This window comes from Methylomonas albis (assembly GCF_014850955.1).
Taxonomy (GTDB): Bacteria; Pseudomonadota; Gammaproteobacteria; order Methylococcales; family Methylomonadaceae; genus Methylomonas; species Methylomonas albis.
Genome location: NZ_JACXSS010000001.1, coordinates 3,372,565 through 3,398,351 on the forward strand (window position 1 = coordinate 3,372,565; position 25,787 = coordinate 3,398,351).

The 25,787-nt window shown below is 51.5% G+C and carries 22 protein-coding genes and 1 pseudogene; 14 read left to right on the top strand and 9 right to left on the bottom strand.

Annotation, left to right across the window (positions count from 1 at the left end; genetic code table 11):
* Window positions 1-167: 167 nt before the first annotated feature.
* The 6 genes from EBA_RS15510 (at window position 168) to EBA_RS15535 (ending at window position 7,998) form a co-directional block, all read left to right on the top strand.
* Complete coding sequence (locus EBA_RS15510; protein ID WP_192375546.1) at window positions 168-1,706, top strand: type I restriction-modification system subunit M; 1,539 nt, start codon at window positions 168-170, stop codon at window positions 1,704-1,706.
* A gap of 166 nt (window positions 1,707-1,872) precedes the next feature.
* On the top strand, window positions 1,873-3,087 hold the full coding sequence (locus tag EBA_RS15515; RefSeq protein ID WP_192375547.1) for a restriction endonuclease subunit S: 1,215 nt from the start codon (window positions 1,873-1,875) through the stop codon (window positions 3,085-3,087).
* Window positions 3,088-3,378 (top strand): nucleotidyltransferase family protein, encoded by a 291-nt coding sequence (locus tag EBA_RS15520; protein ID WP_192375548.1) that lies wholly within the window; start codon window positions 3,088-3,090, stop codon window positions 3,376-3,378.
* Entirely contained in the window at window positions 3,375-3,737 is a 363-nt protein-coding gene (locus tag EBA_RS15525; RefSeq protein ID WP_192375549.1) for a HepT-like ribonuclease domain-containing protein, read from the top strand. The genes EBA_RS15520 and EBA_RS15525 overlap by 4 nt, the downstream gene beginning before the upstream one ends.
* Window positions 3,738-3,743: 6 nt before the next feature.
* The gene (locus EBA_RS15530; RefSeq protein ID WP_192375550.1) at window positions 3,744-7,145 is read left to right on the top strand and encodes a DEAD/DEAH box helicase family protein; all 3,402 of its coding nucleotides are present in this window, start codon (window positions 3,744-3,746) and stop codon (window positions 7,143-7,145) included.
* 7 nt (window positions 7,146-7,152) lie between these two features.
* Window positions 7,153-7,998: a PA4780 family RIO1-like protein kinase gene (locus EBA_RS15535; protein ID WP_192375551.1), complete on the top strand. Its 846-nt coding sequence runs from the start codon at window positions 7,153-7,155 to the stop codon at window positions 7,996-7,998.
* A gap of 80 nt (window positions 7,999-8,078) precedes the next feature.
* Here the strand turns inward: EBA_RS15535 and EBA_RS15540 are convergent, their stop codons facing one another.
* The 4 genes from EBA_RS15540 to ppgK all read right to left on the bottom strand — a co-directional run bounded on the left by EBA_RS15540 (window position 8,079) and on the right by ppgK (window position 12,512).
* Window positions 8,079-8,249, bottom strand: a complete 171-nt coding sequence (locus EBA_RS15540; protein WP_192375552.1) for a hypothetical protein — start codon at window positions 8,247-8,249, stop codon at window positions 8,079-8,081.
* 165 nt (window positions 8,250-8,414) lie between these two features.
* Window positions 8,415-10,772 carry a xanthine dehydrogenase family protein molybdopterin-binding subunit gene (locus EBA_RS15545; RefSeq protein WP_192375553.1) on the bottom strand — a complete coding sequence of 786 codons (2,358 nt, stop codon included), beginning with the start codon at window positions 10,770-10,772 and terminating at the stop codon, window positions 8,415-8,417.
* Window positions 10,769-11,236 (bottom strand): (2Fe-2S)-binding protein, encoded by a 468-nt coding sequence (locus EBA_RS15550; RefSeq protein ID WP_192375554.1) that lies wholly within the window; start codon window positions 11,234-11,236, stop codon window positions 10,769-10,771. The genes EBA_RS15545 and EBA_RS15550 overlap by 4 nt, the downstream gene beginning before the upstream one ends.
* 532 nt (window positions 11,237-11,768) lie before the next feature.
* Window positions 11,769-12,512, bottom strand: a complete 744-nt coding sequence (ppgK, locus tag EBA_RS15555; protein ID WP_192375555.1) for a polyphosphate--glucose phosphotransferase — start codon at window positions 12,510-12,512, stop codon at window positions 11,769-11,771.
* A gap of 1,249 nt (window positions 12,513-13,761) precedes the next feature.
* Between ppgK and EBA_RS15560 the strand changes: the two genes are divergently transcribed.
* The 3 genes from EBA_RS15560 (at window position 13,762) to EBA_RS15570 (ending at window position 15,887) form a co-directional block, all read left to right on the top strand.
* Window positions 13,762-14,163 (top strand): thiol-disulfide oxidoreductase DCC family protein, encoded by a 402-nt coding sequence (locus EBA_RS15560; protein ID WP_192375556.1) that lies wholly within the window; start codon window positions 13,762-13,764, stop codon window positions 14,161-14,163.
* Between the two features lie 9 nt (window positions 14,164-14,172).
* Window positions 14,173-14,538, top strand: coding sequence for a sirohydrochlorin chelatase (locus EBA_RS15565; protein ID WP_192375557.1), 366 nt, complete (start codon window positions 14,173-14,175; stop codon window positions 14,536-14,538).
* A gap of 209 nt (window positions 14,539-14,747) precedes the next feature.
* A complete protein-coding gene (locus EBA_RS15570) occupies window positions 14,748-15,887 on the top strand; it encodes a DEAD/DEAH box helicase (RefSeq protein ID WP_192375558.1) in 1,140 nt (379 codons plus the stop codon).
* A 434-nt stretch (window positions 15,888-16,321) separates the two neighbouring features.
* Here EBA_RS15570 and EBA_RS15575 read toward each other — a convergent pair whose 3' ends face one another.
* Both EBA_RS15575 and EBA_RS15580 read right to left on the bottom strand, forming a co-directional pair.
* On the bottom strand, window positions 16,322-17,095 hold the full coding sequence (locus tag EBA_RS15575) for a hypothetical protein (protein WP_192375559.1): 774 nt from the start codon (window positions 17,093-17,095) through the stop codon (window positions 16,322-16,324).
* A gap of 120 nt (window positions 17,096-17,215) precedes the next feature.
* Entirely contained in the window at window positions 17,216-18,313 is a 1,098-nt protein-coding gene (locus EBA_RS15580) for a DUF1624 domain-containing protein (RefSeq protein ID WP_192375560.1), read from the bottom strand.
* 202 nt (window positions 18,314-18,515) lie between these two features.
* Here EBA_RS15580 and EBA_RS24610 point away from each other — a divergent pair, with 202 nt between their 5' ends.
* The 3 genes from EBA_RS24610 (at window position 18,516) to EBA_RS15590 (ending at window position 21,438) form a co-directional block, all read left to right on the top strand.
* Complete coding sequence (locus EBA_RS24610) at window positions 18,516-18,641, top strand: hypothetical protein (RefSeq protein ID WP_267873591.1); 126 nt, start codon at window positions 18,516-18,518, stop codon at window positions 18,639-18,641.
* A gap of 56 nt (window positions 18,642-18,697) precedes the next feature.
* Window positions 18,698-19,372, top strand: a complete 675-nt coding sequence (locus tag EBA_RS15585; protein ID WP_192375561.1) for a transaldolase family protein — start codon at window positions 18,698-18,700, stop codon at window positions 19,370-19,372.
* Between the two features lie 299 nt (window positions 19,373-19,671).
* Window positions 19,672-21,438, top strand: a complete 1,767-nt coding sequence (locus tag EBA_RS15590; protein WP_225616330.1) for a L,D-transpeptidase family protein — start codon at window positions 19,672-19,674, stop codon at window positions 21,436-21,438.
* 65 nt (window positions 21,439-21,503) lie between these two features.
* Here EBA_RS15590 and EBA_RS15595 read toward each other — a convergent pair whose 3' ends face one another.
* The gene (locus tag EBA_RS15595; protein WP_192375562.1) at window positions 21,504-22,481 is read right to left on the bottom strand and encodes a YcbK family protein; all 978 of its coding nucleotides are present in this window, start codon (window positions 22,479-22,481) and stop codon (window positions 21,504-21,506) included.
* Between the two features lie 567 nt (window positions 22,482-23,048).
* Between EBA_RS15595 and EBA_RS15600 the strand changes: the two genes are divergently transcribed.
* A complete protein-coding gene (locus EBA_RS15600) occupies window positions 23,049-24,353 on the top strand; it encodes a DUF3422 family protein (protein ID WP_192375563.1) in 1,305 nt (434 codons plus the stop codon).
* Between the two features lie 189 nt (window positions 24,354-24,542).
* Here the strand turns inward: EBA_RS15600 and EBA_RS15605 are convergent, their stop codons facing one another.
* Together EBA_RS15605 and EBA_RS24935 are read right to left on the bottom strand one after the other, a co-directional pair.
* Entirely contained in the window at window positions 24,543-24,734 is a 192-nt protein-coding gene (locus EBA_RS15605; protein ID WP_192375564.1) for a hypothetical protein, read from the bottom strand.
* 375 nt (window positions 24,735-25,109) lie between these two features.
* A pseudogene (locus EBA_RS24935) lies at window positions 25,110-25,253 on the bottom strand (IS3 family transposase); the annotation flags it as partial.
* A 223-nt stretch (window positions 25,254-25,476) separates the two neighbouring features.
* Here EBA_RS24935 and EBA_RS15615 point away from each other — a divergent pair.
* Window positions 25,477-25,764, top strand: a complete 288-nt coding sequence (locus tag EBA_RS15615) for a transposase (RefSeq protein ID WP_192375565.1) — start codon at window positions 25,477-25,479, stop codon at window positions 25,762-25,764.
* Window positions 25,765-25,787: the final 23 nt, after the last annotated feature.

The following is a 25,787-nucleotide window of genomic DNA, read 5'->3' on the forward strand; positions in this document are numbered from 1 at the left end:
GTGCTTACCGAGTCGTTTTATAAAGCCGTTAATGTAACAGCAAAATGTCAAAAAGCGGCCTATTCGCCCAGACCAAAGCAAAATCCAAGCGCACATACCCGGTTTGACCTAAAGCCGGCTGGTCATTGAGAATACCGGCTTTAACTTTCAAAGAGGATTTGAACCTAATGCTCACCGGCGAAATTCGTAGCCAAATCGATGCTATCTGGAATGCCTTCTGGTCCGGCGGCATATCCAACCCGCTGGAAGTCATGGAACAGATCACTTACTTGCTGTTCCTGCGCCGACTGGATGAAATGCACACGTTGGAAGAAAACAAAGCCTTACGCTTGGGTAGACCGATGGAGCGGCGTATCTATCCAGAAGGCCGGGACGCCAGAGGCCGCGAATACGACGACTTGCGCTGGTCGCGCTTCAAGCACTTTGCCGCAGGGGAAATGTTCGAAGTGGTGGGCGAGCATGTGTTTCCGTTCCTGCGCGGCATGGGCGGTGACGGCTCGACTTACGCCCACCACATGAAAGACGCCCGTTTTACCATCCCCACCCCGGCGCTGCTGGCCAAGGTGGTGGACATGCTAGACCATGTGCCGATGGAAGACCGCGACACCAAGGGCGACCTGTACGAATACATGCTGGGCAAGATCGCCAGCGCCGGCCAGAACGGCCAGTTCCGCACCCCGCGCCACATCATCCGCCTAATGGTGGAACTGACCGCGCCGACCGCCAAAGATGTGATCTGCGACCCGGCCAGCGGCACCTGCGGCTTTTTGGTGGCCGCCGGCGAATACCTGCGCGAAAAGCATCCGGAAATCCTGCGCGACGCCGCCAGCCGTGAACATTTCCATCACGCCATGTTCAACGGCTATGATTTTGATAACACCATGCTGCGCATCGGCAGCATGAACATGGCGCTGCATGGCGTCGATAATCCGGACATTCGTTATAAAGATTCGCTGGCCCAGGATCATGCCGGCGATGAAGAAAAATACTCTTTAATTCTCGCCAATCCGCCGTTCGCCGGCTCCTTGGATTACGAGAACACCGCCAAAGACTTGCTGGACATCGTTAAAACCAAGAAAACCGAGCTGCTGTTTCTGGCCTTGTTCCTGCGCCTGCTGAAACCCGGCGGCCGCGCGGCGGTCATCGTCCCGGACGGTGTGTTGTTCGGCTCCAGCAAGGCCCACAAGCAACTGCGGCAAATGCTGGTTGAAGAGCAAAAACTGGACGCGGTGATTTCGTTACCGTCCGGCTGCTTCAAACCCTATGCCGGGGTTTCCACCGCGATTTTGTTGTTCACCAAAACCAACTCCGGCGGCACCGACCGGGTGTGGTTTTACGACATGAAAGCCGACGGCTGGAGCCTGGACGACAAACGCCAGCCGCTGCTGGCGGAAGACAAACTCGGCCTGGCGCCGCTGCATATTCTGAATGCCGAGGAACACGCCAAGAACAACCTGCCGGATGTGCTAACTCGTTGGGCGCTACGCGACAGCAGCGAACGCCAACGCGCCCGCACCGAACAAAGCTTCTGCGTACCGCTCGAAGACATCGTCGCCAATGGCTACGACCTGTCGATCAACCGTTACAAGGAAGTGGTGCATGAGGAAATCGAGCATCTGCCCCCCAAGGAGATTCTGGCGAAACTGGCTAAGTTGGAGGACGAGATACAGGCGGGGATGAAAATACTGGAAGGGATGCTCCAATGACATGCAAACAATTCCGTAGGGTACGCATTGCGTACCGTTTTCCAAAGTTCGCTGATAATCAACGCCTTCAAAAGGTACGCGGTGCGTACCCTACGGGGCTTGCCCAGTTGGCAGTGCTGGAGGAAGAGATTCTGGCAGGGATGAAAGTGCTTGAGGAGATGTTGTCGTGCCAGACAAAATAAATGCTGCTAGTTGGTGGCAAACGACGCTAGGCGAGATTGCTGTTGAGCAGGTAAACAATGGAATATTCCGAAAAAATCCAGAATATTTGGAAAGTGACAGCGATGGTGACGGAATGCCTGTTGTTTGGGTCGAAGAGCTATTTAAAGGTAATCAAATCTGCACTGAAAAATCACGCAGATTAAAGCCAACATCGACAGAAATAAAAAAATACGGACTCCGCCACGGCGATATTTTGTTTTGCCGCTCGTCTCTAAAACTTGATGGAATCGGATTCAGCAATGTATACGCCGGTGAAGATTTCCAAGCATTATTTGAATGTCACGTCATTCGTATCAGTCCTAACCCCAATTTAGTATTCCCCAAGTTTCTAAATCATTTGTTACGTACAGAACAACTGCGAAACTTGATTAAGTCCCGATCCAAAACTTCCACGATGACGACCATTGACCAAAAGGGTCTTTGTGCTGTACCAATTCGCTTACCCGGATTAGCCGACCAACGCCGCATCGCCGCCATTCTCGACCAAGCCGATGTGCTCAGAGCCAAGCGCCGGGAAGCCTTGGCGCAGCTGGACAGCCTCACGCAGTCCATTTTTGTTGAGATGTTTGGTACACCTGGAAATAATTCCAATGGTTGGAAATGTTGCGCAGTTGGTGATGTGACGGACTGCATTGTTCCTGGGCGCGATAAGCCTAAGTCATTTACAGGCAATATTCCTTGGGTAACAACAGATGACCTTGCGCATCTCGATTTCACTTATTGCTCGACAAAGGGATTTGGGCTTTCGACATCAGAAATTGATGAGGTCAAAGCGAGAGTGATACCAGCCGAAAGCGTTATTATTAGTTGCGTCGGTAATTTAGGAATTGCCACAATAGCAGCTGAAGAAATTGTTATTAATCAACAACTCCATTCTTTTCAATGCCATGATCACGTAAACAATATTTACCTGATGTATTGTTTAGCAAAACAAACTGCATATATGTATGCCAAAGCATCTTCAACAACTCTGCCATATATGAATAAGTCGGTTTGCAACAGTATTCCTGTACAACTACCACCTGTAGAATTACAACGAGAATTTTCGTCACGAGTTCTGGCTATTAACGTAATTAAGGAAAAGCATCGAGTTTTTCTAGCGGAACTTGACTCCCTTTTTGCCTCCCTCCAACACCGAGCCTTCCGCGGAGAACTGTAAATGCGCCCATCCCTAGCTCTGCAAACTCACCGCGACGCCATCCGCGAAATTGTGCTGCGCCACCGGGTCAAGAACGTCCGCGTGTTCGGTTCAGTCGTGCATGGTGATGATACCGACGACAGTGACCTGGATTTGCTGGTCGATCCAACACCGGAAACCACTATGATGGATATCGCCAAGATTCAGGTTGAACTCGCGCGCTTGCTGCATATTACCGTGGATGTGCTGACACCCAGAGCCTTGCCGGACAAGTTTCGCGAGCAAGTCATTCAGGAAGCCCAGCCGCTATGAGCAAAAAAGACGTTTTGCGCATTCCGGATTATCTGGAGCATATCGTGGAAGCGATCGAGCGGATTCATCGCTATGTGGAAGATATGTCGGAAGTGGTATTTCTGGATGATGAAAAAACCCAGGATGCCGTGGTCAGAAACTTCGAGATTATCGGCGAGGCGGCGCATAACATCGAGCGTTACCATACAAATTATGCCGAAGCCCACCCCGATGTGCCGTGGACGTTGATGTATGCGATGCGCAACCGGATCGCTCACGGTTATTTCAAAGTGGATTACGAACTGCTCTGGCAAACGATACACAGCGACTTGCCGGCGCTTCATCAACAAGTTAGGGAATTGATTGAACCAAAGGATTGAATTTGTATGACTTCCCAGCATTTCCAATTTCTGCAAACCGAATGGCCCGCGCTACATGAAGCGGCCGCTAAAGCTGAAAGTTTGGCTAACAGCGATGCCCGCGCCGCCTGTTTTTACGCCCGGCGTTCGTTGGAATTGGCGGTAGCTTGGCTCTACAAGTATGACGGTTCGCTGCGATTGCCTTATCAGGATCATTTGAGCGCCTTGCTGCATGAACCCAGCTTTCGCACCACGGTCGGCGAAGCCTTGTTTGCCAAAACCAAGGTGATCAAGGATTTGGGCAATCTGGCGGTCCACAGTACCCGCAAGGTGTTGCCGGCCGATGCGCTGGTGGCGACGCGGGAGCTGTTTCATGTCTGTTACTGGCTGGCTCGGCATTATGGGCAACGCTCGCGCCCCGATCCGGCTTTGCATTTTGATCCTGCGTTGCTGCCAAAACCGGTGGCAGTCACGCCGCAGACGCTGGATCAGCTCAAGCAATTGCAGAACAAACTGTCGGAGCGCGACGAAAAGCTGTCGGCGTTGTTGACGGATAAAGCCGCGCTGGACGCAGAACTACAGCAACTGCGGGCGCAAATCGCCGCCGCCAAGCAAGCCAATACCGCTCAGCCCGACAGCCACGATTACTCCGAAGCCGAAACCCGCGACTATTTCATCGACCTGTTGTTGAAGGAAGCCGGTTGGGAATTGCAGCCGGAGCAGAACTTCGAGATTGAAGTAAGCGGCATGCCGAATAACGAAGGCAAGGGTTATGTCGATTATGTGCTGTGGGGCGACGACGGCAAGCCGTTAGCGCTGATCGAAGCCAAACGTACCCGTAAAGATGCCCGTGTCGGTCAGCAACAAGCCAAGCTGTATGCCGATTGTCTGGAACAGCAATACGGCCAGCGGCCGATCATTTTTTATTCCAACGGCTATCAGCATTGGTTGTGGGACGATGCGATGTATCCGCCGCGCGCGGTGCAGGGCTTTTACAAGAAACCGGAGCTGGAATTATTGGTTCAGCGCCGCCACAGCCGCAAGCCGTTGGCCGAAATGGTGGTCGATGCCGACATCGCCGGCCGTTATTACCAGACTCGCGCGGTACGCCGCATAGCCTCAACTTTCGAAACCGATAATCAACGCAAATCGCTGGTGGTGATGGCTACCGGTGCCGGCAAGACCCGCACGGTGATCGCCTTGGCCGATGTGCTGATGCGCAGCAACTGGGTAAAGCGAGTGTTGTTTCTGGCCGACCGGGTGGCGCTGGTCAATCAGGCCGTTAAAGCTTTTAAGCGGCATCTGCCGGATGCCTCGCCGGTGAATTTGGTCACCGAAAAACACGCCGAGGGCCGGGTGTTTGTCTCGACCTATCCAACGATGATGGGTCTAATTGATGATGCCAGCGACGGACAGCGGCGTTTTGGTGTCGGCCATTTCGATTTGATCGTCATCGACGAGGCGCATCGCTCTGTGTATCAAAAATACCGGGCTATTTTCGAGTACTTCGATTGCCTGCTGGTGGGCTTGACTGCCACGCCCAAGGACGAGATCGACCGCAATACTTACGGGCTATTCGATCTGGAAACCGGGGTACCGACCGATGCTTATGCCTTGGATGAAGCGGTGGCCGACGGCCATCTGGTGCCGCCTAAAGCCGTGTCGGTGCCTTTGAAGTTTCAACGGGAAGGTATCAAGTATGATGATTTGTCGGAAGACGAAAAGGAACAATGGGACGCGCTGGAATGGAACGAGGACGGCACCACGCCGGATGCGGTTGATGCGGCGGCATTGAATCAATGGCTGTTCAATATCGACACCGTCGACAAGGTGTTGGCGCATTTGATGACCCACGGCCAGAAAGTGGCCGGCGGCGACCGACTGGGCAAGACCATCATCTTCGCCAAGAACAACGCACATGCCGAGTTCATTGCCGAGCGTTTCAATGCCAACTATCCGCATTACAAAGGCGAATTTGCCAGGGTGGTGACTTACAAGACCACTTATGCGCAAAGCCTGATCGATAGTTTTTCCAGCAAGGACAAACCGCCGCATATCGCCATCTCGGTCGACATGCTGGACACCGGTATCGACGTGCCGGAAGTGTTGAATCTGGTGTTCTTCAAGGTGGTGCGTTCGAAAACCAAGTTCTGGCAGATGCTGGGCCGCGGCACCCGTTTGTGCCCGGATTTGTTTGGTCCCAAACAGGATAAGCAGTTTTTCTACATCTTCGATTACTGCCAAAATCTGGAGTTTTTCAGCCAGAACCCGGACAAGGCCGACGCCGGCATCCCCGAAGCGTTGGGCACGCGCTTATTCAAGACCCGTTTGGCGTTGATTGCCGAACTGGATCAACAACTGGCCGATGCCAAGAAAGTCGCCGAATCGGCGGCTGCTTATGATGAGCTGGGGGCGAGTGGCTTGCGTAGCCAGCTGGCCGATTTTCTGCACAGTCAGGTAGCGGCGATGAACATCGACAATTTCGTCGTCAGACCGCAACGCAAATCAGTCGAGAAGTTCGCCAAACAACCCGCGTGGCAACAATTGGGCGTCGAAGACTTCAACGAGTTGGCCGGCAACCTTGCCGCACTGCCCAGCGCGTTGACCGATGAGGACGAAGACGCCAAGCGCTTCGACATGCTGGTATTGAAAGCGCAATTGGCGATACTGCAAGCCGGGTCCGGATTCAGCGACATGCAGGAAAAGATTCAGGCCATTGCCGCCGCATTGGCAGCCCAAGACGCTATCCCGTCGATCAAAGCGCAGATGGTATTGATACAGGCGGTAGTCGGCGACGAATGGTGGCAGGATGTCACCGTCACGATGCTGGAAAGCATGCGCAAAAAGCTGCGGGCACTGGTCAAGCTAATCGAAAAAGGCAAACGCATCGTCGTTTACACCGACTTTGCAGACGAACTGGGAACGGCTACATCCATCGATCTACCGGATGTGGGAAATGGTTTGGATATGCTCAAGTTTCGCGACAAAGCCCGGCAATTTTTGCAGGCGCACGAAAGCCATGTCTCGCTGCAGAGGCTACGTCGCAATCAAGCACTGACACCGTCCGACCTGATTGAGCTGGAAAAGATGCTGCTTGAGGCCGGTGGATCACAGGCGTTGATCGATCAAGCCAGGCAGGAAAATCAGAGTCTGGGCATTTTCATTCGCTCGCTGGTTGGTTTAGATCGGGAAGCGGCGAAACAAGCGTTCAGTGACTTCATCCGCGGCACCACTGTGTCGTCGGATCAGATCGAATTTATCGAACATATTATTCAGGAGCTGACGCAAAACGGCGTGATGCCGCTGGATCGGCTTTACGAATCGCCTTTTATTGATTTAAGCCCGAGGGGGCCGGAAGGATTGTTCTCAGCACTGGAAGTCGATCGATTGGCGGAAGTTTTACACGATATTCGTGCGAGCGCGGCATAATAGGCGTATGAAAACACCGAAAAGACTTGAACCCCTAATCGATAGCGGCCTGATCGACGAAGTCATCGGCTCGCTGAAAAGCGGCAAAGAGGCCGCCGTGTATGTCGTGCGTTGCGGCTCGGAAATCTGTTGCGCCAAGGTCTATAAAGAAGCCGACCAGCGCAGCTTCAAGCAGAGCGTTTTGTATCAGGAAGGCCGTAAGGTCCGCAATAGCCGCCGCGCCAGAGCCATGGAAAAAGGCAGCAGCTATGGCCGAAAAGAGCAGGAATCGGCGTGGCAAAACGCCGAGGTGACGGCTTTATATCGCCTGGCAGATGCTGGCGTCAGAGTGCCGAAACCTTACAACTTCATCGATGGTGTCCTGCTGATGGAGCTGGTGGCCGATACCGATGGCCACCCGGCGCCTAGGCTCAACGACCTGGAAATGCCGGCGCAGCTGGCCCGCGAATACCACGCCTTTCTGATCGGCCAGATTGTGCGCATGCTCTGCGATGGCTTGGTGCATGGCGATTTATCCGAATACAACGTACTGGTCGGCAGCGACGGGCCGGTGATTATCGATTTACCGCAAGCGGTGGATGCGGCCGGCAATAATAACGCCCGCGCCATGCTGGAACGCGACGTCGCCAATATGGCCGCCTATTTTGGCCAGTTCGCACCGGAATTGTTGACGACGCACTTTGGTAAGGAAATGTGGAAGCTCTATCAGAGCGGCGATTTGCATCCGGAAACCAATCTGACCGGACATTTCGAAGACAGCGCTAAACCGGCCGATTTGCGCAGCGTGATTAGGGAAATAGACGCCGCACGCGAAGACAACGAAGCCAAGCAACGCTTTTTGCAGACCCCGTAACTCGCTGCTTTCGGCCACTCCCCCAAAGAAAAAGCCGGTGTTACCCGGCTTTTTCTTACTGCTTGGCACCGCTGGCGTTATCAGGCATAGGTATCGATCTTGCTGCCTTTTCTAGCATCATTATCGCCATCGGCATCTTTCACAACAGCTTGCACTGCTGGCGTTGCCGGTTGCTGATTGGCTGCGGCCTGTTTTGGTTGATTGGTGATGGGAAAATACGGCGTTGAACCCACTCCCGATACGGATGACATGGTTTATCTCCTCTGGATTGAATAATGCCTGCCATGTTTCGACTGGCACCCGGTTATCGGCCTGCTTTACAAAAACTTTAAGCTTCTACCTTAACCTGATTAAGTTTTCGCCATCCGGTAAAACCGCAGCGGTAAACCAAATCAGCTCACCGCCACCCAAAGTTCTCAGTCTTTCAACAGCTGGTCTTTTATCGGTAATTGCCTAATCCGCTGCCCGGTGGCGGCAAAAATAGCATTGCACAGCGCCGGCGCAATCGGCGGCACACCCGGTTCGCCTATTCCGCCCAAGGGGGTATCGAACTCCAGTGCCGGCAACAAATGTACTTTGATTTCGCGCGGCGCGTCATCGATACGAGTGAGTTGGTACGCATGAAAATTGTCCTGCTGCACCGCGCCGTTTTTAAAGCTGATTTCACCCAGCGTCGCCAAACAGACACCCATGACGCAAGCTCCCTCGATCTGCGCACGAATCCGTTCCGGATTGACTTGCGACCCGCAATCCACGGCCACATCAACTCGAGGAATGCGCAATTTGCCGGCATCATCGACCATAACTTCCACGACAACCGCCACATAAGTCACGAAGCTATAGTGCGCGGCCAAGCCCAAGCCTTGGCCCTTGGCGAGTGGCCGTCCCCAGCCGGCTTCGCGAGTCACCGTTTCGATGACGCGACGCATCCGGCCGGTATCAACCGGGTAAAGCGCAGGCGATTCGCCGTGATTCCAGGTGTCACCCAAACTGGTCGGATCGATACGCCGCGCCGGGCCGATTAAATCCAACAGGAAATCCCGATGATCGCGCCCCGCTGCCGCCGCCATTTCCGCGACAAAAGACTGCACGGCAAACGCATGCGGAATATTGGATACCGAACGAAACCAGCCGATACGAGTGTGCGCCGCCGCCGCCGGATTTTCGATGCGCAGATTGTCGATCACAAACGGCACATTGATCACGCCCATGCCCAATTCCACCGGCATTTGTTGCTTGCTGTCCGGCCCAAACGTCGACGAAATGCTCGGCGCTGCCGTTCTGTGCAGCCAGGCTACCGGCTTGCCCTGCGCATCCAAACCCGCTTCCAGCCGCTCCAAGGATACGGTGTGGAAATAAGCATGATGCAGATCGTCCTCGCGGGTCCAGGTCACTTTCACCGGCTTGCCTTGCATCGCTTGCGATAACAAGGCCGCTTCGATCACATAATCGGGTTTGGATTTACGCCCGAAACCGCCACCCAGCAGCGTAACATTAACGGTAACCTTGTCCTCCGGCAATTTCAGCCATTTCGCGACCTTATCTCGGGATAATTGCGGTGCCTGGGTACAGGTCCAGATTTCGCAATGGCCTTTGCTGATACGGGCCGTCGCCGCCGGTGGTTCCATCGGTGCCTGGGCGAGATGCGGCAAATAATATTCCGCTTCCAGGCGTTTGGCCGCACCTTGTAATGCAGCATCGACATTGCCCTGTTGGCGCACTACTTTACCCGGCTGGCGCACGGCGGCTTCCAGTTCGGCTTTGTAGGCTAGTGAATCGTAACTGCCATGTTCCCCGTTGTTCCACTCGACTTTTAAAGCATTTCGGCCCTGTATAGCCGCCCAGGTATTGTGGGCAATCACCGCGACGCCGCCCAAGGGATTAAATTCGGCGGGTAGCGGGCTGCTGGGCAATTCAACGACCTTGACAACACCCGTTACTTTTAACGCCGCGCTGGCATCATATTTTAAAACCTTGCCACCCAATACCGGCGGCCGTGCCACCACCGCGTAAAGCAAGCCTTTCAGCTGAGTATCGATGCCGTATATGGCGCGTCCGGACACAATATCCCGACCATCGTAAATACCTTGCCGGCCTTTACCAATGTAACGAAATTCTGACGGATTTTTCAAACGTAAGGTGTCGCGGGCCGGCACCGGCAGTTTCGCCGCCGCTTTAGCCAATTCGCCGTAGCTCAAAGTTTTGCCGCTAGGGACGTGCAACACCTGATGTTGTTCGGCGCGCACGTCCGCTACCGGCACTCGCCAGCGCGCGGCGGCCGCGGCTTCCAGCATTTGCCGGGCGGCGGCCCCGACCCGGCGCATAGGCATAAAAAAGTGGCGCAGGCTGCGCGAGCCGTCGGTATCTTGATTGCCGAAACGCTTTTCGTCGCCAGGCGCTTGCACGACATATACTCTGGACCAATCCGCTTCCAGTTCATCGGCCACCACCATCGGCAGACTGGTGCGCACGCCCTGCCCCATCTCGGAGCGGTGGCAAATAATGGTGACTTTACCGTCAGCCGCTATCGCCACGAATACCAGCGGGTTATCCACCCAACCGTGCGGCATCGCGTCGGCGCCGAACTTGCCGGCCGCTGCCGGCGCGGCCGCTTCATCCGCTCTGAGTAATGTAGGCAGGCCAATGGTCAAGACAAAGCCGCTCAACGCAAATTGTTTGATAAAAGTACGCCGGCTGACATTGTCGATTAAAAAACCGTCTTCGGCATCGATCTGTTCGATATTTGTGTCCGCTAATTCGGCGAAATTTTTCATGATTGCACCTCCGGCAAACCGGCAGCCTGCTTGATCGCGGCGCGGATCCGCGGATAAGTGCCGCAACGGCACAAATTGCCGCTCATGGCTTTATCAATCTCGACATCACTGGGTTGCGGATGTTGTTTCAGCAGAGCGGTAGCCGCCATGACTTGTCCTGCCTGGCAATAGCCGCATTGCGGTACGCCTAAATTCAGCCAGGCTTCCTGAACTTTTTTACCGGTGTCGTCCTGCTCGATGGCTTCGATGGTGACAATTTTTTTGCCTACCGCAGCCGAAATGGGTGTGACACAGGCACGGGTCGGCTCGCCGTCCATATGCGCCGTGCAGGCACCGCATAAAGCCATGCCGCATCCGTATTTGGTACCGGTCAACCCCAAGTGGTCCCGCAGTGCCCATAGCAGTGGCGTGTCAGCCGGCAGGTCTATCTTGCGACTTGTACCGTTGATAATCAGCGTGGTCATAATCTTTCTCGCTTTGCTCGGCAGTTGATAACGGCGCCGGCACATCCATCAACAACATCGGCGCGTTGTTCGCAGCATGGTACACGGGCAAGATTGGGGCGTAAAGACGCTAGACCTCGAAATATTCGATAGTTGGATGGGTTATTTACGGGGCGTTGCGGGATCTCGAGAAGACCAGGAATGATACTGATGACGGGCCTCTAGCTATCTCCCGACCTAGAAGCTTGCGTCACCAGCACCACCCATAATTGGCGCTAATCGCTTGCATGTTCGGATAAAACAAAGCAAGACAATTAACGTTTACAGCATCGGAATAATATGAGGCTGCCGACTATATTGTCTGATTGCTCTCATGGAAAAATTAAATTTTCACCACCGGCAACCTCATGCGAGGGAGGTTACCGCAGGTAATTCGATAGTCAAGTGCGCTTGGAAACAGAATTTTACCGATGGCGAAAATATTTTCGGCCACGTCAAAAAGCCCTGGTTTTGTCGTTACCACGAGTAGCGTTTATAGACGCAGGGCTATCGCTTAGATGACTTTCGATTTGGCGTATAAGGCCGCACCGACGATACCGGCCTGGTTCAGAAAAGCTGCGGGCTTGACCGTGGTGTTGATGGCGATCTGCTCTTTATATTTATCGAATTTCTTACTCGCGCCGCCGCCCAAAATGATCAAATCGGGCCAGAACAATTTTTCCATCGCACTCAAATAGGTGTTGAAACGGTTGCCCCACGATTTCCAACCCAAGTCTTGCAGTTTTCGGGCGGCATCAGATGCGTAACGCTCTGCCTCCAGCCCATTTTCCAAATACACATGGCCCAGTTCGGTATTAGGAAGCAGATTGCCATCGGTAAAAAGCGCAGTCCCCAGACCGGTTCCGATGGTAATTAACAAGACCACGCCAGCTTGGCCGGCACCCTCGCCAAAATGCATTTCCGCTATACCCGCCGCATCCGCATCGTTTAAGTTGTGGCATTCGCAGTTGGTGGCTTCTGAAAATAATTTATCGATATTGGTGCCGATAAAGGCCTTGGATATATTCGCCGCCGTGCGGACCACGCCCTGTTGAATCGCCGCCGGGAAACCGCAACCTATTGGCCCGCTCCAATTAAGGTGCAAAACCAATTGTGCCAGCACCGCGGCCACGGCCTCGGGCGTTGCCGGTTGCGGCGTATCGATTCTATGCCGTTCCGAGACCAGTTCGCCCGTTAAGGTATCGACAATCGCACCTTTGATACCGGAACCGCCGATATCCACACCAAGAATTTGCATAACATGTCCTGAAATTTACTACGTAGGCTAAGCATTTTAGGCGATGCACGATGAATGGCTTGGAAAATTTTCCGTCCAAGCAATCGGCTCGCTGGTATTGCGGTTAACGAAGTCCCGATACCGATAAGCCATTGATCAAGATGACCGTGACCAATTTTTAGCCAATTTGAAAGCGCCTCCATAATTACAACCACTTGTGCTTACTTTAATCAGCATACCAACAAGCTTATCCACAGCTTTTGTGGAAAACCACACTCATCCGCAAAAACACTAACACGCACAAACTGCTGCAGGCGCAAATCCAATCTTATCTACCCGGATTTCTGTTATAAATACCGGACAACAATAAAGATAACCAGGAGTACAAAATGATTACAGTGACAATTTACGTTCTAACCATGTTTTTTGCCGGATACGCCATTTACCACGTACGCAGCAAATAGTCTTTTAAGGTAGGTACAAAAAAAGCCTCTATCGTTGATTCCGATAGAGGCTGTAGAGTGTGCAGTGCCGGAGCCACTGCTTAACAACGAGGGAGGTCACACATAAAACTTAAAGCACTAGCGGGTCTAACAAAATCAAACTACATGAAATGGACGCAGTACCGAACAAAAGCGTAGTTATCACAAACTCCCCTACCGAAAAGCTCAAGATACCGGTAACAAACTGAATGCCGGCAATAGTGTCTTTCTGAAAAGTACTTGGAGCGCTCATCTTTTCCGCCTTGACCGCTTGCAGTCGATTTAAAGTACGGTTTCACTATAACCCTCTACCAAAAATTTACAATTAGCCATTTATGTTATGGATAATTTCTTTTTGCTAAACAATAAACAGGGAACTTCCTCTTGAATAAACTGTTGGCAAAGCCTAAAACACTGCCCCCTCCTTATCAGCCTCACCCAAACGAGATTGCACCAAGCCCATGCCAGCGCATTTTTAGCATTGACGTCCTTGCTTCCGCGGCATCTGCTGGTAGATTGGGAACAGCTAAGTTTGTTGCCCTGACACACGTTCCGTCCTCAGAGGGGTGCTCCGTAGCCCACTATCCCCTTCGATGCGAGTATCTCGCCGACTGCGCGAGTCCTGCATGGCGAGGGGGACTTTTTTTTGCGGAACCCGAAGTCCGGAAATATAAGCTGCGCAAAAATTGTGAAATTACAAAGCAAACCCATACAGACTCGCACGACTGTGAATCAAGGTGCCAGTCGCAGCATCACAAGCCCCTAGCGCCATTTCCCAGAAGAGTCCGATGAATACTGAATACGACTTAACTCTACTTTACGACGGTCGCTGTCCCATTTGTCGGCAGGAAGTCACTTGGTTGCAGTCGCGAAACAAGCAAAACAAACTGGCTTTGCAAGATATTCATGCCGAGGGTTTCAGTCCGGCGCACTATGGCAAATCGCTGGACGAATTGATGGCGGAAATCCATGGCGTGCGCGCCGATGGCCGTCTGATCAAAGGCATGCCGGTGTTTTACGCGGCCTACAGCGCTGTCGGTTTGGGATGGCTGATGGCGCCCACCGGCTGGCCCCTGCTAAAACCGCTGTTTGACCGTCTGTATGCATGGTTTGCCCGGCACCGTTTACGTTTCAGTACCTTGTTTGGCGCCAAACCCTGCCAAAACAAAATTCATACCGACATCGAATAAGGCTGTCCAGTGACACATTTACTAGTGGTAGCGCACGGCAGCCGTCGGGAGGATTCCAATCTTGAGATTCGCGAGCTGATACAACAACTGCGGCTAGCGACTACCCGCTTCGCCGCAATAGACTGTGCTTTTCTGGAAATCGCCGAACCGACTATTGCCCAAGGCTTAAGCCAACAAATATCCCAGGGCGCGCGACAGATTGTTGTAATGCCTTATTTCCTGGCGGCAGGACGCCACGTTAGTATCGATATTCCCGAACAAGTGCAAAGGATTCGTGACATACATCCGCAAATCGACATACGCATTGCGAATCATTTGGGCGCGGCGGAAAACATCCGCGAGATAGTGATTGACCTTGCCAGTTTGGCCATTTGAACATGGCTTTTGCACATCAATTTCACGGCCGCGACCAGCCGTCCAATTTGGCTAGCACGGGTTTCCTAACCTTAAACCAGTAACCGTGATAGACTGCAGTCTGAAAGTTCATCTTCAATATGTAATTCCCTTAGTCCCCGGGCGGACATCGCGACAGCAGCACTGCCGAACACAGATTTCTCCCCTTATTTTCCCCTTTGAGACCCTTAATGCCATTTTCCAATCTCGGTTTATCCGAGGCTTTAATTAAAGCTATTGCCGACTCAGGCTACACCACCCCTACACCTATTCAAAGTAAAGCCATACCCGCCGTATTAACCGGGCGCGATTTACTCGCCGCCGCGCAAACCGGCACCGGCAAAACTGCAGGCTTTACCTTGCCGATCTTGCACCGCTTGGCGCAAACCAGCCATGGCCGCAATCGCCCGGTCCGTGCACTGATCCTGACACCGACCCGCGAACTCGCCGCGCAAGTTGCCGAATCCGTTTCTAAATACGGCGCGCATCAGCAACCGCGTTTAAAGTCGGAAGTAGTATTCGGCGGCGTGAAGATCAATCCACAAATGATGCGTTTACGCGGCGGTGTGGACATCTTGACCGCAACACCGGGTCGGCTATTGGATTTGGTCAGTCAAAACGCCGTCAAACTGGATAAGGTAGAAATGTTGGTGCTGGACGAAGCCGACCGCATGCTAGACATGGGCTTTATCAAAGACATCCGCAAAATTCTGGCCATGCTGCCGAAAAAACGCCAGAACCTGTTGTTTTCCGCGACTTTTTCTGCCGACATCCGCAAGCTAACCGGCGATTTGCTAGTCAACCCGGTCAAAATTGAAGTGGCTGTCGAAAACGCCGCTGCCGAGACCATTGAGCAGCGGGTTTATACGGTCAGTAAAACCGCCAAAACCGCATTGTTGACCCATCTGGTGAAAACCAAAGATTGGCAACAAGTATTGGTGTTTACCAGCACCAAGCACGGCGCGAACAAACTTACCGAAAAGCTGAACACCGCCAATATCAAGGCCGCTGCGATACACGGCAACAAAAGCCAGGGCGCCAGAACCAGCGCTTTGGCCGGTTTCAAAGCCGGCGACATTCGCGTGTTGGTCGCCACCGATGTGGCAGCGCGCGGCATCGACATCGCCCAATTGCCTCATGTGGTTAATTTCGAATTACCGCGCTCATCCGCCGATTATGTACACCGCATCGGTAGAACCGGCCGGGCCGGACAAAACGGCCAGGCAGTTTCGCTGGTCTCACAAGACGAATATCAGGCCTTGCGCCTGGTGGAAAAACTGATAGGCCTGCAAATACCCCGCGAGCAGGTAGAGGGCTTCGCGGCCGCTTAAATGACCGCCAATCCACGCCCACCAAACCGTCAGACGGAGTTGGTGGGCGTGCAAGCCTAGGACACTTCGCTGTTCTGTCGCCTGATTTATCGACAGCACAGCGAAGCGCAATTGAACTAATTTTCCTCCCAGCGAAAATCCTACCCGCTCTTGCTTGTCGGTTTTTCGCTGGTAGATTCTTCCTGGCAGTGTATTAGTTTCAGTATTTCCTAGTTAATGTTCCCGTAGACTCGATTAAAGTAATCAAGCGCATCATTGCTGAGTCTACGGGAGCATCTTCAACCCCTAACAATGCACCACAGAGGTTTATTATGCCCTTCGCTCACCAACCACCACCGCCTCGTCCAAGCTGGAACTACCAAAGCTATTTTTTAACTCAGCTGAACAAGCAAAAGCAGGCTAAACAAACGACACCTTTAAAGTCGTGTTAGAAACTAGCGAGTGCGAGACACTGTCATTTTGCCGCTGCTAAACTTGCCGCGAAAGCTTAATGGGAAGTTAGCTACGCTGTTACTGCCAAGCAAGTCGCCGATTAGGCTATTTCTAGCGGTAAAGAAAGACACCGCTGAACCAAAGTCAAAATAAATCGACTCTATGTTGGTTGCCATTTTGACTTCGCCTTTTTTGGAATAAGACCACCAATTTGCCAAAAACTCGGTGGCTATCTCCGGCTCCGCAACACTACCATGTAAAAACCATGTGACTGCGTCGGGCGCACCGGGAGAAACCGCCGCATAAAATTCGCTGGTCGCGGTGGCCGGTGTCACTTCATAGGTCAAATTGCCATCCCATTGCGCCGACAGCCCTTGCTTGAGTAAACCGTTGATCAAAGCCGGCACATTGCTTGCGTAAGTGAGCGTGTAGTTATTGATGGCAGTATTGGGATCGGTCCCGGTACCGTCAGGTGAATACAGCATGATGCCTAGGTGGGCCACCGTGCCGGCTTGAGCCTGGCGATTATTCACCGCCACGCCTTCACAGTGCGCGATACGCACCACCAATTTTGCCCCAGCGTCATCCACGACAAGCTGGTATTGGCTAGGCACCAAAGCCCGGGCTTTACTTTCAGCGACGGGAGCGACCCCGACAAACTCGGTGCAATCCGTAAAAACGACGTTGAGCGCCCTACCATCGTGCTCGTCGGCCTGCACTTGCAAAGCCGCTGTTGCCAGCAAAGTGGGAACAATCCAGTCTATCATGCGTTTCATACTAAACTCCAAAGAGGATGATTAATGGCAATAGCATCTGAATCCATTGCCTTCTAATTTAAAAGTAAAGCGACAGCCAGCTATTGAGACTCGCTTTCTGAGCTAACACAGTCCGACACTTTACAGGTATTTGAGCCATCGCCAATGCGGCTTCCGCGCTTTTAAGGCTTCAAAGCCATGGCACAGGGGATACAGCGTTAGCAGCACAAGCAACCAAACGCCATAAACCACCGGCAAACCATAACCATAGTCGTTCGGCAGCTCCGGCACCCAAATACCGCCGCCGATTATTGCCGCTACCGGTCCATTGGTAATCGCCGCCACCAACACCGCCAGCCCATGAATCAGGTATACGTGCAGCAGATAAAAGAACAGCGGCGTCCTGCCGAATACTTGCAGAAAGCCAAAGCGCTCTGCCGCCCCGCCCTCCGCCAGCGCCAAGACCAGTAGCGCCGGCCCCAAAGTCATTAACAGATACAACAAAGACGGCGGATATTTATGACAATTAAGAAACGATAGCAATGTAAACACCGGGTGCGGATAGCTTTGCCATGGCTGGGGATCGCCATAGACATTACTAAAACGCAGCAGCAAAAAAGCACCTATCAAGGTCAGACCTAAGGCCAAAAGCCGTCGCTGCATGCGCCAGACACTATTGCTGAGTAATTTGCCAAAACCGAAGCCCACCGCCATCACCCCTATCCATGGAATCAGCGGATAGTAAGGATTTAATAACCAGCCTTCGCCGAACGACACATCGTCACCGGTATGCAGCACTGCCCACCAAGGACCGAAACTTCCTAAGTCGGCAGGCTTGAGCACATCGAAGGCGTTATGCCCGATTATCATGATCGCTCCCAGCGACACACACCCGCTTAGCGGCAACTTGACCAGCCCTGCCAACGCGATCATCGACCAGGCAATTGCCCACAACACGCCGCCGTCAATGTGCCGCAGGTCGGCGCGAAAATTCCACGACCAAGCTTCCACCGTACAAGTCAAAATCAGCAGCAATAAGCCGCGCTCCAATAAAAACCAACTCAGCGGCGCGTCGGCTCCACGCCGGTCCTGCCACAAATAAGCGCTGGTGCCGGCCAAAAACACAAACACCGGGGCGCTGAAAAAATTGCGGGTATGATCCAGCGTCATCAACACCATTACCAGACCGCGTAAGGTGTCGATAGACGATAAGCGTTTCGGAGATAAATCGGCATTCAAAGTAATTTGCCCCGTACGATTGGCAATAAGTGGCACCGAGGTTAAGATCGATCAGCAAAAAATTCAAGGAGAGACTGCCATGAGCGAAGGCCGGATCGCTCGAAACTTGCACGACCATATCGAAATTGCCTGTCTGTACGGCGATCTTCTTAGATGATTGTTAAAGGGTAAGAGAGTCGTCGAAGGTCAGACAACGAATATCATGACCGAAGAAGAGCTCGAATTTCTATTGCCGGACAATTCCGAAACCAAAAAAATCGCGTTAGATCAACCGGTAAAACGACAAGAACTCACGCCCAACACCGGGTTTACCGAGGTAATTTTCTAAAGCAATATGCCTGCGCTGGTTATACTGGCATCCTTTTTCTGCTTACCTACCGTTCCATGTTAGAAATATATTTAGACAGCACCGACGTAGCCGGCATCAAAAACCTTTGTCCTGCGTTGCCCTTGGCGGGCGTTACCACCAATCCGTCGATTATGGCAGCTAGCGGTGTCGGACTCTACGATCTGCTAACGGCGCTGACAGAAGTCATCGGTCCACATGGCCGGTATCACGTGCAGGTAGTTAATAACACGGTAGAGGGTATCGTTGCAGAAGCCCGCAAACTCCTTGAATTGCCGTTCGACATTATCGTCAAAATACCCGCGCATACTGCAGGCTTAAGCGCAATCAAACAACTGAAAAAAGACAATATCCCGCTATTGGCCACCGCGATTTACACCGTACAACAAGGCATGATGGCAGCGCTGCATGGCGCGGATTACCTGGCGCCTTATCTCAATCGCATTGACAATCAAGGCTCCGACGGCGTGGGTGTAGTCGCTGATTTGCAAGGCATGATTGATCGCTACCAATTGCCCGGCAAACTTTTGGTTGCCAGCTTCAAAAATGTTAACCAAGTTTTGCAAGTGTTAAAACTTGGCGTTGGTGCAGTAACCTTACCTCTGGACATTGCCCAGCAAATTTTGACCACCCCTGCCACTGACACCGCAGTCGAAAAATTCAGCCTAGACTGGCAAGCAACATTTGCCAATAAATTGTCTTTTGAAAGTTAAAGTTGCCCGATGAGAACCAATGTTAATGTGTTAATACGTAAACTGGCGCTATACACCTTAAATTGTCGGCCAACCTATTCGCTTTGTTGACTAGCTTAACGTTACATAATTGTGGTCACTCGGAAATGCCGTTAGCTTCGGATTACCTACATACCTCATCAGATATAGCTTTGACAAGCTTTCCTCGTCAATTTTTGTGATAACAGGGTACAATTGAACTAACATTATGTCGATTTGCTTGGTGGCATTTACCGTCAAGCATACGATAAACTTCAAATTCGAACTCTATTCGTGTAACCATGATAACGAAATCGCACGCCCTAAAAGACTCGCACCATAGGTATGCTTGGTTTGCGTTGGTGGCCTGTATTTATTATGCTGGAACAGAGCGCGCATTGAGTGCGGATATGCCCGTCGCAGCGCCCGAAACCAGCCTACCGGCTATCAATGGCGGCCCGGAGATAGTTAATCCTATTCCTGCCGACAACCCGATTGGCGCCATTCTACTTAGCAAACAACATCCGCTACTGTTACGTAGCGATTTCAGTCGCGTTAGCGAACTTGTTAGCCAAATTTATCAAAACTCGCAATTCCAACCGATCTGGTTTACTGCCAATCGCTCAGAAAAAAATTTAGCCGACTTGTTGAGCATTTTAAACAGTGCACCCAGCAATGCGTTAAATCCGGCCAATTATGATGTTGACCGCCTTAAACAACTGATTAGCGGCCAAAATCCCGATAGCTCCACCGTTGCGAGCTACGATGTGGCGTTGACTGTGTCGTTGGTGCGTTATCTGCACGATTTACGGCAAGGCCAAGTCGAACCACGCGATGTTGAGTATCCAGTACATATTGCCCCCAAACCCGCTTTAGACTTAGCCGGTTTATTGAAACAACACCTGGCATCGCAAACCTTGACAGAGGTGGTGGGTCAGTTTGAGCCTAAAACTAAGCAATACCAGCAACTCAAACAAATTCTGACACGCTTACAGCAAATGGGAAATCAAGCGAGCTCGGACGAATTTAAACCAGGCAAAATGCTACGTCCGGGCGATAAGCATCCGCATATCGTTTATTTGCGTCAACGGCTAAGAGGCATGGGCCTACTAGGTAATAATGCCGCCACCGATAGCAAAATCTACGACAATGACTTGGTTGCCGCCGTCATAAAAGTGCAGCAACAACAAGGCTTAACAGCCGATGGCGTGATCGGCTCATCCACTGCCGCATTGTTCAATCAGTCTTCCAGCGAAAAAATCGCCCAGCTCGCGTTGGCCATGGAGCGCGCGCGCTGGATTCCGGATACCACCGACGGGCCGATGATTGTAGTTAATATCCCGGCATTTGAGTTATGGGCGTTCAATTCAATCGACGATCCCAACCCGCTAAACATGAAAGTAGTAGTAGGCAAGTCCCCAAGCAACCAAACACCGGTACTGTGGGAAGAAATGAAGTATTTGGAGTTTATGCCTTACTGGAATATTCCAAAAACCATTTATGAAAAGGAAATACTGCCAAAAGCAGCAAACAACGAAGGCTATTTGGCTAGTCAAGACATTGAACTGGTAAGGCATCAAAACAGCGAAGAAAAAGGCGGCGGCAGTTATTTGCGCGCACGACAACGCCCTGGCAAGAAAAACCCGCTGGGCCGGGTTAAATTCGTATTTCCAAATACCGCAGACGTGTATTTACACGACACCCCCGGCCACGCCGCATTTAACCGCCCACGTCGCGATTTAAGCCATGGTTGCGTGCGGGTATCGGCGCCCGAGCAACTAGCCCAATTCGTGCTGGGAGACCAGGCCGGTTGGGATAAAGAATCCATCAAGCAAGCGATGTCGGCGCCTAAAACTCGCCATGTCACGCTAAAACGTGCGGTACCGGTACTGTTTTATTACGGCACTACGTTTGTCGATCATCAAAACCAGTTGCGCTTCTACCCGGATATATACGGACAGGATGAACAACTGAAAAAAGCCTTGAACAAAATCCAGGCAACGACTAATTCAAGCTCGAATAATCAGTTGGTCATGAGCAAAAGCACCGTCGTAGGCGCGAACCCATAAGCCTCAAAAAATCGAATAGACATAAAAAAGCGCCACAGATGGCGCTTTTTTATGAGCGGGCTACTCTACAATTTCCAGGTTCTGAAGGTTCCGGTATCCAGATGGATAAAGTTTGACTCCGGATAATAACCTACTCCACCCCGGTGCATAGCCAGCGCGGCACTGTGAATACGACGAAGATCAAAACGCTCGATACGAATATCCACCGCCCGGCCATGCATGTGAAAGCTGTTATTGGCAACGCCGGAATTCTCAGCATGCAATTTCGCGTTGGTTAGCGGCGAACGATAACCGCAGATCACATCAAACGGTTGATTCAGCCCCAACATTTGTTTCAAATCGTGTAACTGGTCCAGTAGCTCCGGGTCGATAGGATGCACATCGTCAGTCCGATAATCGCGCAACAAAAAGCTGATTTCATCCAAGGCATCAGTAAGGTAGCGGCCTTTTTCAAAATACGTCAGGCTCAATCTGTCGCCTGTGTGCGGATTTTGAAAGGCCAAAGCACGATGAGTCGCAAAACGACCGCGATCAGATAAGAACAACGAGTCTTGCCCTGTCTCAAGGAATGGTTCTCTTGGACCTGGCTGGATAATCGAATGCGCTCTACCACCTTGATTAGTATGCCGGTTGGCCTGGTAGGATGCAGTAGTTACGTGCTGTTTTTTACCCGTATAAATGTCTCGCACACGAGAATCACGTTGGGCATGATGATCCGCGTGGGCAGTATGCAAGCGCCCATGTTCGCCAGCAACTGATTTAAGGTTGTTGCCACCGGCGGTTTTACTTAATTTGGTAGTTTGGCGAACAGCTTTTGTTGCCTGAATGGCCCCGTGTTTAGGTAATCGCACAGCGGTCCTTGTCGACTGCGCCAATCGATGATTTTTATCCGCTTTTACCGCTACGCTTTTTGCAGCATGAACTACTCCGGGCATTGCAATTGATAACACCGCACCAACAGCAAAACGCCCGAAGAAGCTTCGCCTAGAAAGCTCCACCCCGTCTTGCTCATTCTTATCATTTTCTAAATTACGTCTCAGCATCCATAATCTCCTGATTCAACATCATTCGGATAGTGATGATTCCGAAGGCTAATGCCCAACGGGTTTCGCTGATTATAGCACTCCGTCACAGTTCTAATTTGCTTTTACCCAATTTTGCCACAGTGATCGCGAATAATGAGCAAGCAATCAAACATAGCTGAGATTTCGCGCTATCTGCTTGTTTAGCCCTTTTCGAACAGCAATGAAAAAACCTAAGGAATCCATTGATAACTGAGTGAGAGCACAGGCAATTCGACCGTTTCAGCTTGCGAAGCAGACCAAACCGCGTCAGCTCCAAATTAATTAGGCTACTGAAATGGAAATCACCCGCCTTGCGCCCGCAGCAATCGACCCGGCAATGTCAATACCTCTGCAAAATCACAGCCTTGCTTAGCATCCACTTCTTAATTAGCCGATTTCACTAAGAATATAAACTAGACCCCCAGCTATGGATTTCTTAACCCCACGTAGCCCATTCTTACATACGTGGTGGCAACCTATTCATCTCTACGTTATATTCATCGCCAATAGCTAAATATAAGCTTACCTCTTACTACCAAAATACTCGTGACCACCTTATTTCAAATCCCACAAAATCACCCGCAGCGATTTGTCCTGCACAACGAAGTTCATGCACGAGCTTCGGCTATTCTTTGTTTGCCGGTTAGAGCCAGTTACTTGGCATTGTCGCTTTCAAGCGACGAAAAAACGCAAGAACGTCGACACCTGAAAGCGCTCTGCGAACGTTTTGGCGCCACCTCGCCAGATAACGATGGCGATCACTTTAGCGCCAGCTTTGACGCATTTCAAATGAGTTGGGAGCAACACGGCGAATTCAGCACTTATGCCTTTTACGCCTACGACACAGACGGGGAACCCTTTGCCGATCCGGCTTTAAAAAAAGTCCCGGTCGACTGGCTATCGCAAATCGGCGGACAAGTAATCGTTGCAGCGCACGCCAGCGTCATATCCGCTGAGGAGGTTAATTACCAGGACGAAATGGACTTATCGCCACTGATGACTTACTTCGCCGGCAATCCTATCGTCGGCTCTAAAGTGACCGGTGGTGCCGCTGCGGTTTTTACCGATTTTCGTATTCACGTGGACGGCTTTAGTCGTTTCCTGGTAGTGAATCAAAACTTGAGAACCGCGCAAGCAGGCCGCTTGTTGCACCGCTTATTCGATATCGAAGTGTATCGGGTAATGGCGCTGCTGGCCTTCCCAATTGCCCGGAAGCTGTATCCGGAATTGAAGAAGGCCGATAGGCAGCTGTATACCATCACCAATTCGATGACCCAGCCAACTAACGACGATGCCAAACTGTTGGATGAATTAACGGCGTTGGCGGCGGAAGTCGAGAATCATATTTCCACGCATCAATTCCGTTTTGCCGCCGCCAGCGCTTACTATCAATTGGTCGGACAACGCCTGGAAGACCTGCGCGAAGTGCGTATCCAAGGCATTCAAACCCTGGGGGAATTCATGAAACGCCGCCTGGAACCGGCGATGCATACCTGTAACTCCGTATCGCACCGCTTCACGCTGGTATCCGAACGCGTTAGCAATGCCAGCCAATTGTTACGCACCAAAGTCGATATTATTATCGAGCGGCAAAATCAGGGCTTGCTATCGTCCATGGCTCTGCGAGCAAAAATGCAGTTGCGCATGCAACAAATGGTTGAGGGTATTTCAATGGTAGCCATTACCTATTACGCCGCAAGCCTGATTGGTAAAATCGCCGAAGCGCTACACAGCTTAGGTTGGCACGTTAACGCCGAGTTGGTTGAAGGCGTATCGATTCCGTTTATTTTGGTCATCATTGGCATTAGTACCAGACGGATTCACAGAATCATTGCAAATACAACAGAGTGAATTCCATCCCTATTCTTGAATCGAAATGATCTTTTAGCTTCGCCCCGCAATTAAACTTGAGCATTGCTATTCTTGGACTAGACGAGGCCCGGATAGTAGAGACTAAATTTCTGGCTAATTCATTCTTTTGAAGCTTCCGGATTGCAAACTGAATCTAATTTGAATCGCTGTAATTCACTCTTAAGCGACTTATCCCTTAGACAGCCATTCATGGCGCATCGCATCCAGAGTCTGCATGAGATCGTCTAATGCTTTAACTGATTCTTTATGTAAAGGATGAGCATGATTGTGAATCGGGTGCTTGGTGTCATTCATCAGTTCATCAATGAAGCGCTCTGCTTCCATAATCTCTAGTGGAAGCGAATCTGATTTTTCGGCCATCTGAATAGCAAACAGGTTTATGGCAATGCACGCATAAAAAAGCCCACAATTAAGTGGGCTTCGTCCGGTGTTATTTTTATGTTTTGTTGGACGCCTGTTATCAGTGATAGCAGGTTAATAGCTTGCGCTCTTATTATTGTTGTACCGTTACACGGTCGCTTTTTCCTCCCCCACTAGATACAAACCTTTTGGTTGGTATTGACCTAAGTCAAGGTGGACGCATTCTAGTTTACTGAAACCGCTTTGTCCAGAAAAAGTGCGGCGAATTGTCGCAATTTTAAATTGTTCTTGTTCAACCACCAGAGACGCTAGAAGCCTATCCGAGAACACGACCCTCGACCAAAGTGTAATGGCCAACGAAATCCGGACACCTGTTTAGGCAGCATCGCTAAAATACTCCCGTTCGAATTCGATCGGGGATAGATAGCCCAATGTTGCGTGTGATCTTCGGCCATTGTAAAAAGCCAAATAATTGGTCACGCTAAGTTTTGCCGCTTCGTGGGTTTTGAATGTTTCGTAGTTGAGCTGCTCGCTTCACGCTGCGAAAAAATCGTTCGGTTGGTGGTCGAGTCAACCGAAGGGAACCGCCCCCTTCAGTTGCTCACAGAACCGTACGTGAACATCTCGATTCATACGGCTCTTGTTATCCAGCCACCCAACTCCAGACTCGCCAATGTAAAGTGGACCCCGAAATCCAGACAGTAGTTTAAGCTATGCCCTGTCGGAAAATAGAAGGCAGGAAATGAGTAATAGCAAACGGAAGATATTTACAGGTGCCCAAAAAGCCAAGATTGCCTTGGAAGCGGTCAAGGGTGCCAAGACCATCAATGAGATTGCCCAAGAGCACGGCGTCCATCCGACACAGGTGAGCCAATGGAAAAAGGAGTTGCTGGACCATGCCGGCAGCCTGTTCGAGGGCAAGCGCGGGCCGAAACCGGTCAACGCCCAAAGCGACCCCGATCGACTATACGCCAAGATTGGGCAATTGAACATGGAACTGGATTGGCTTAATTCCCACACGGGGCACTAGAAAAAAATCTGGGATCAGCCTGT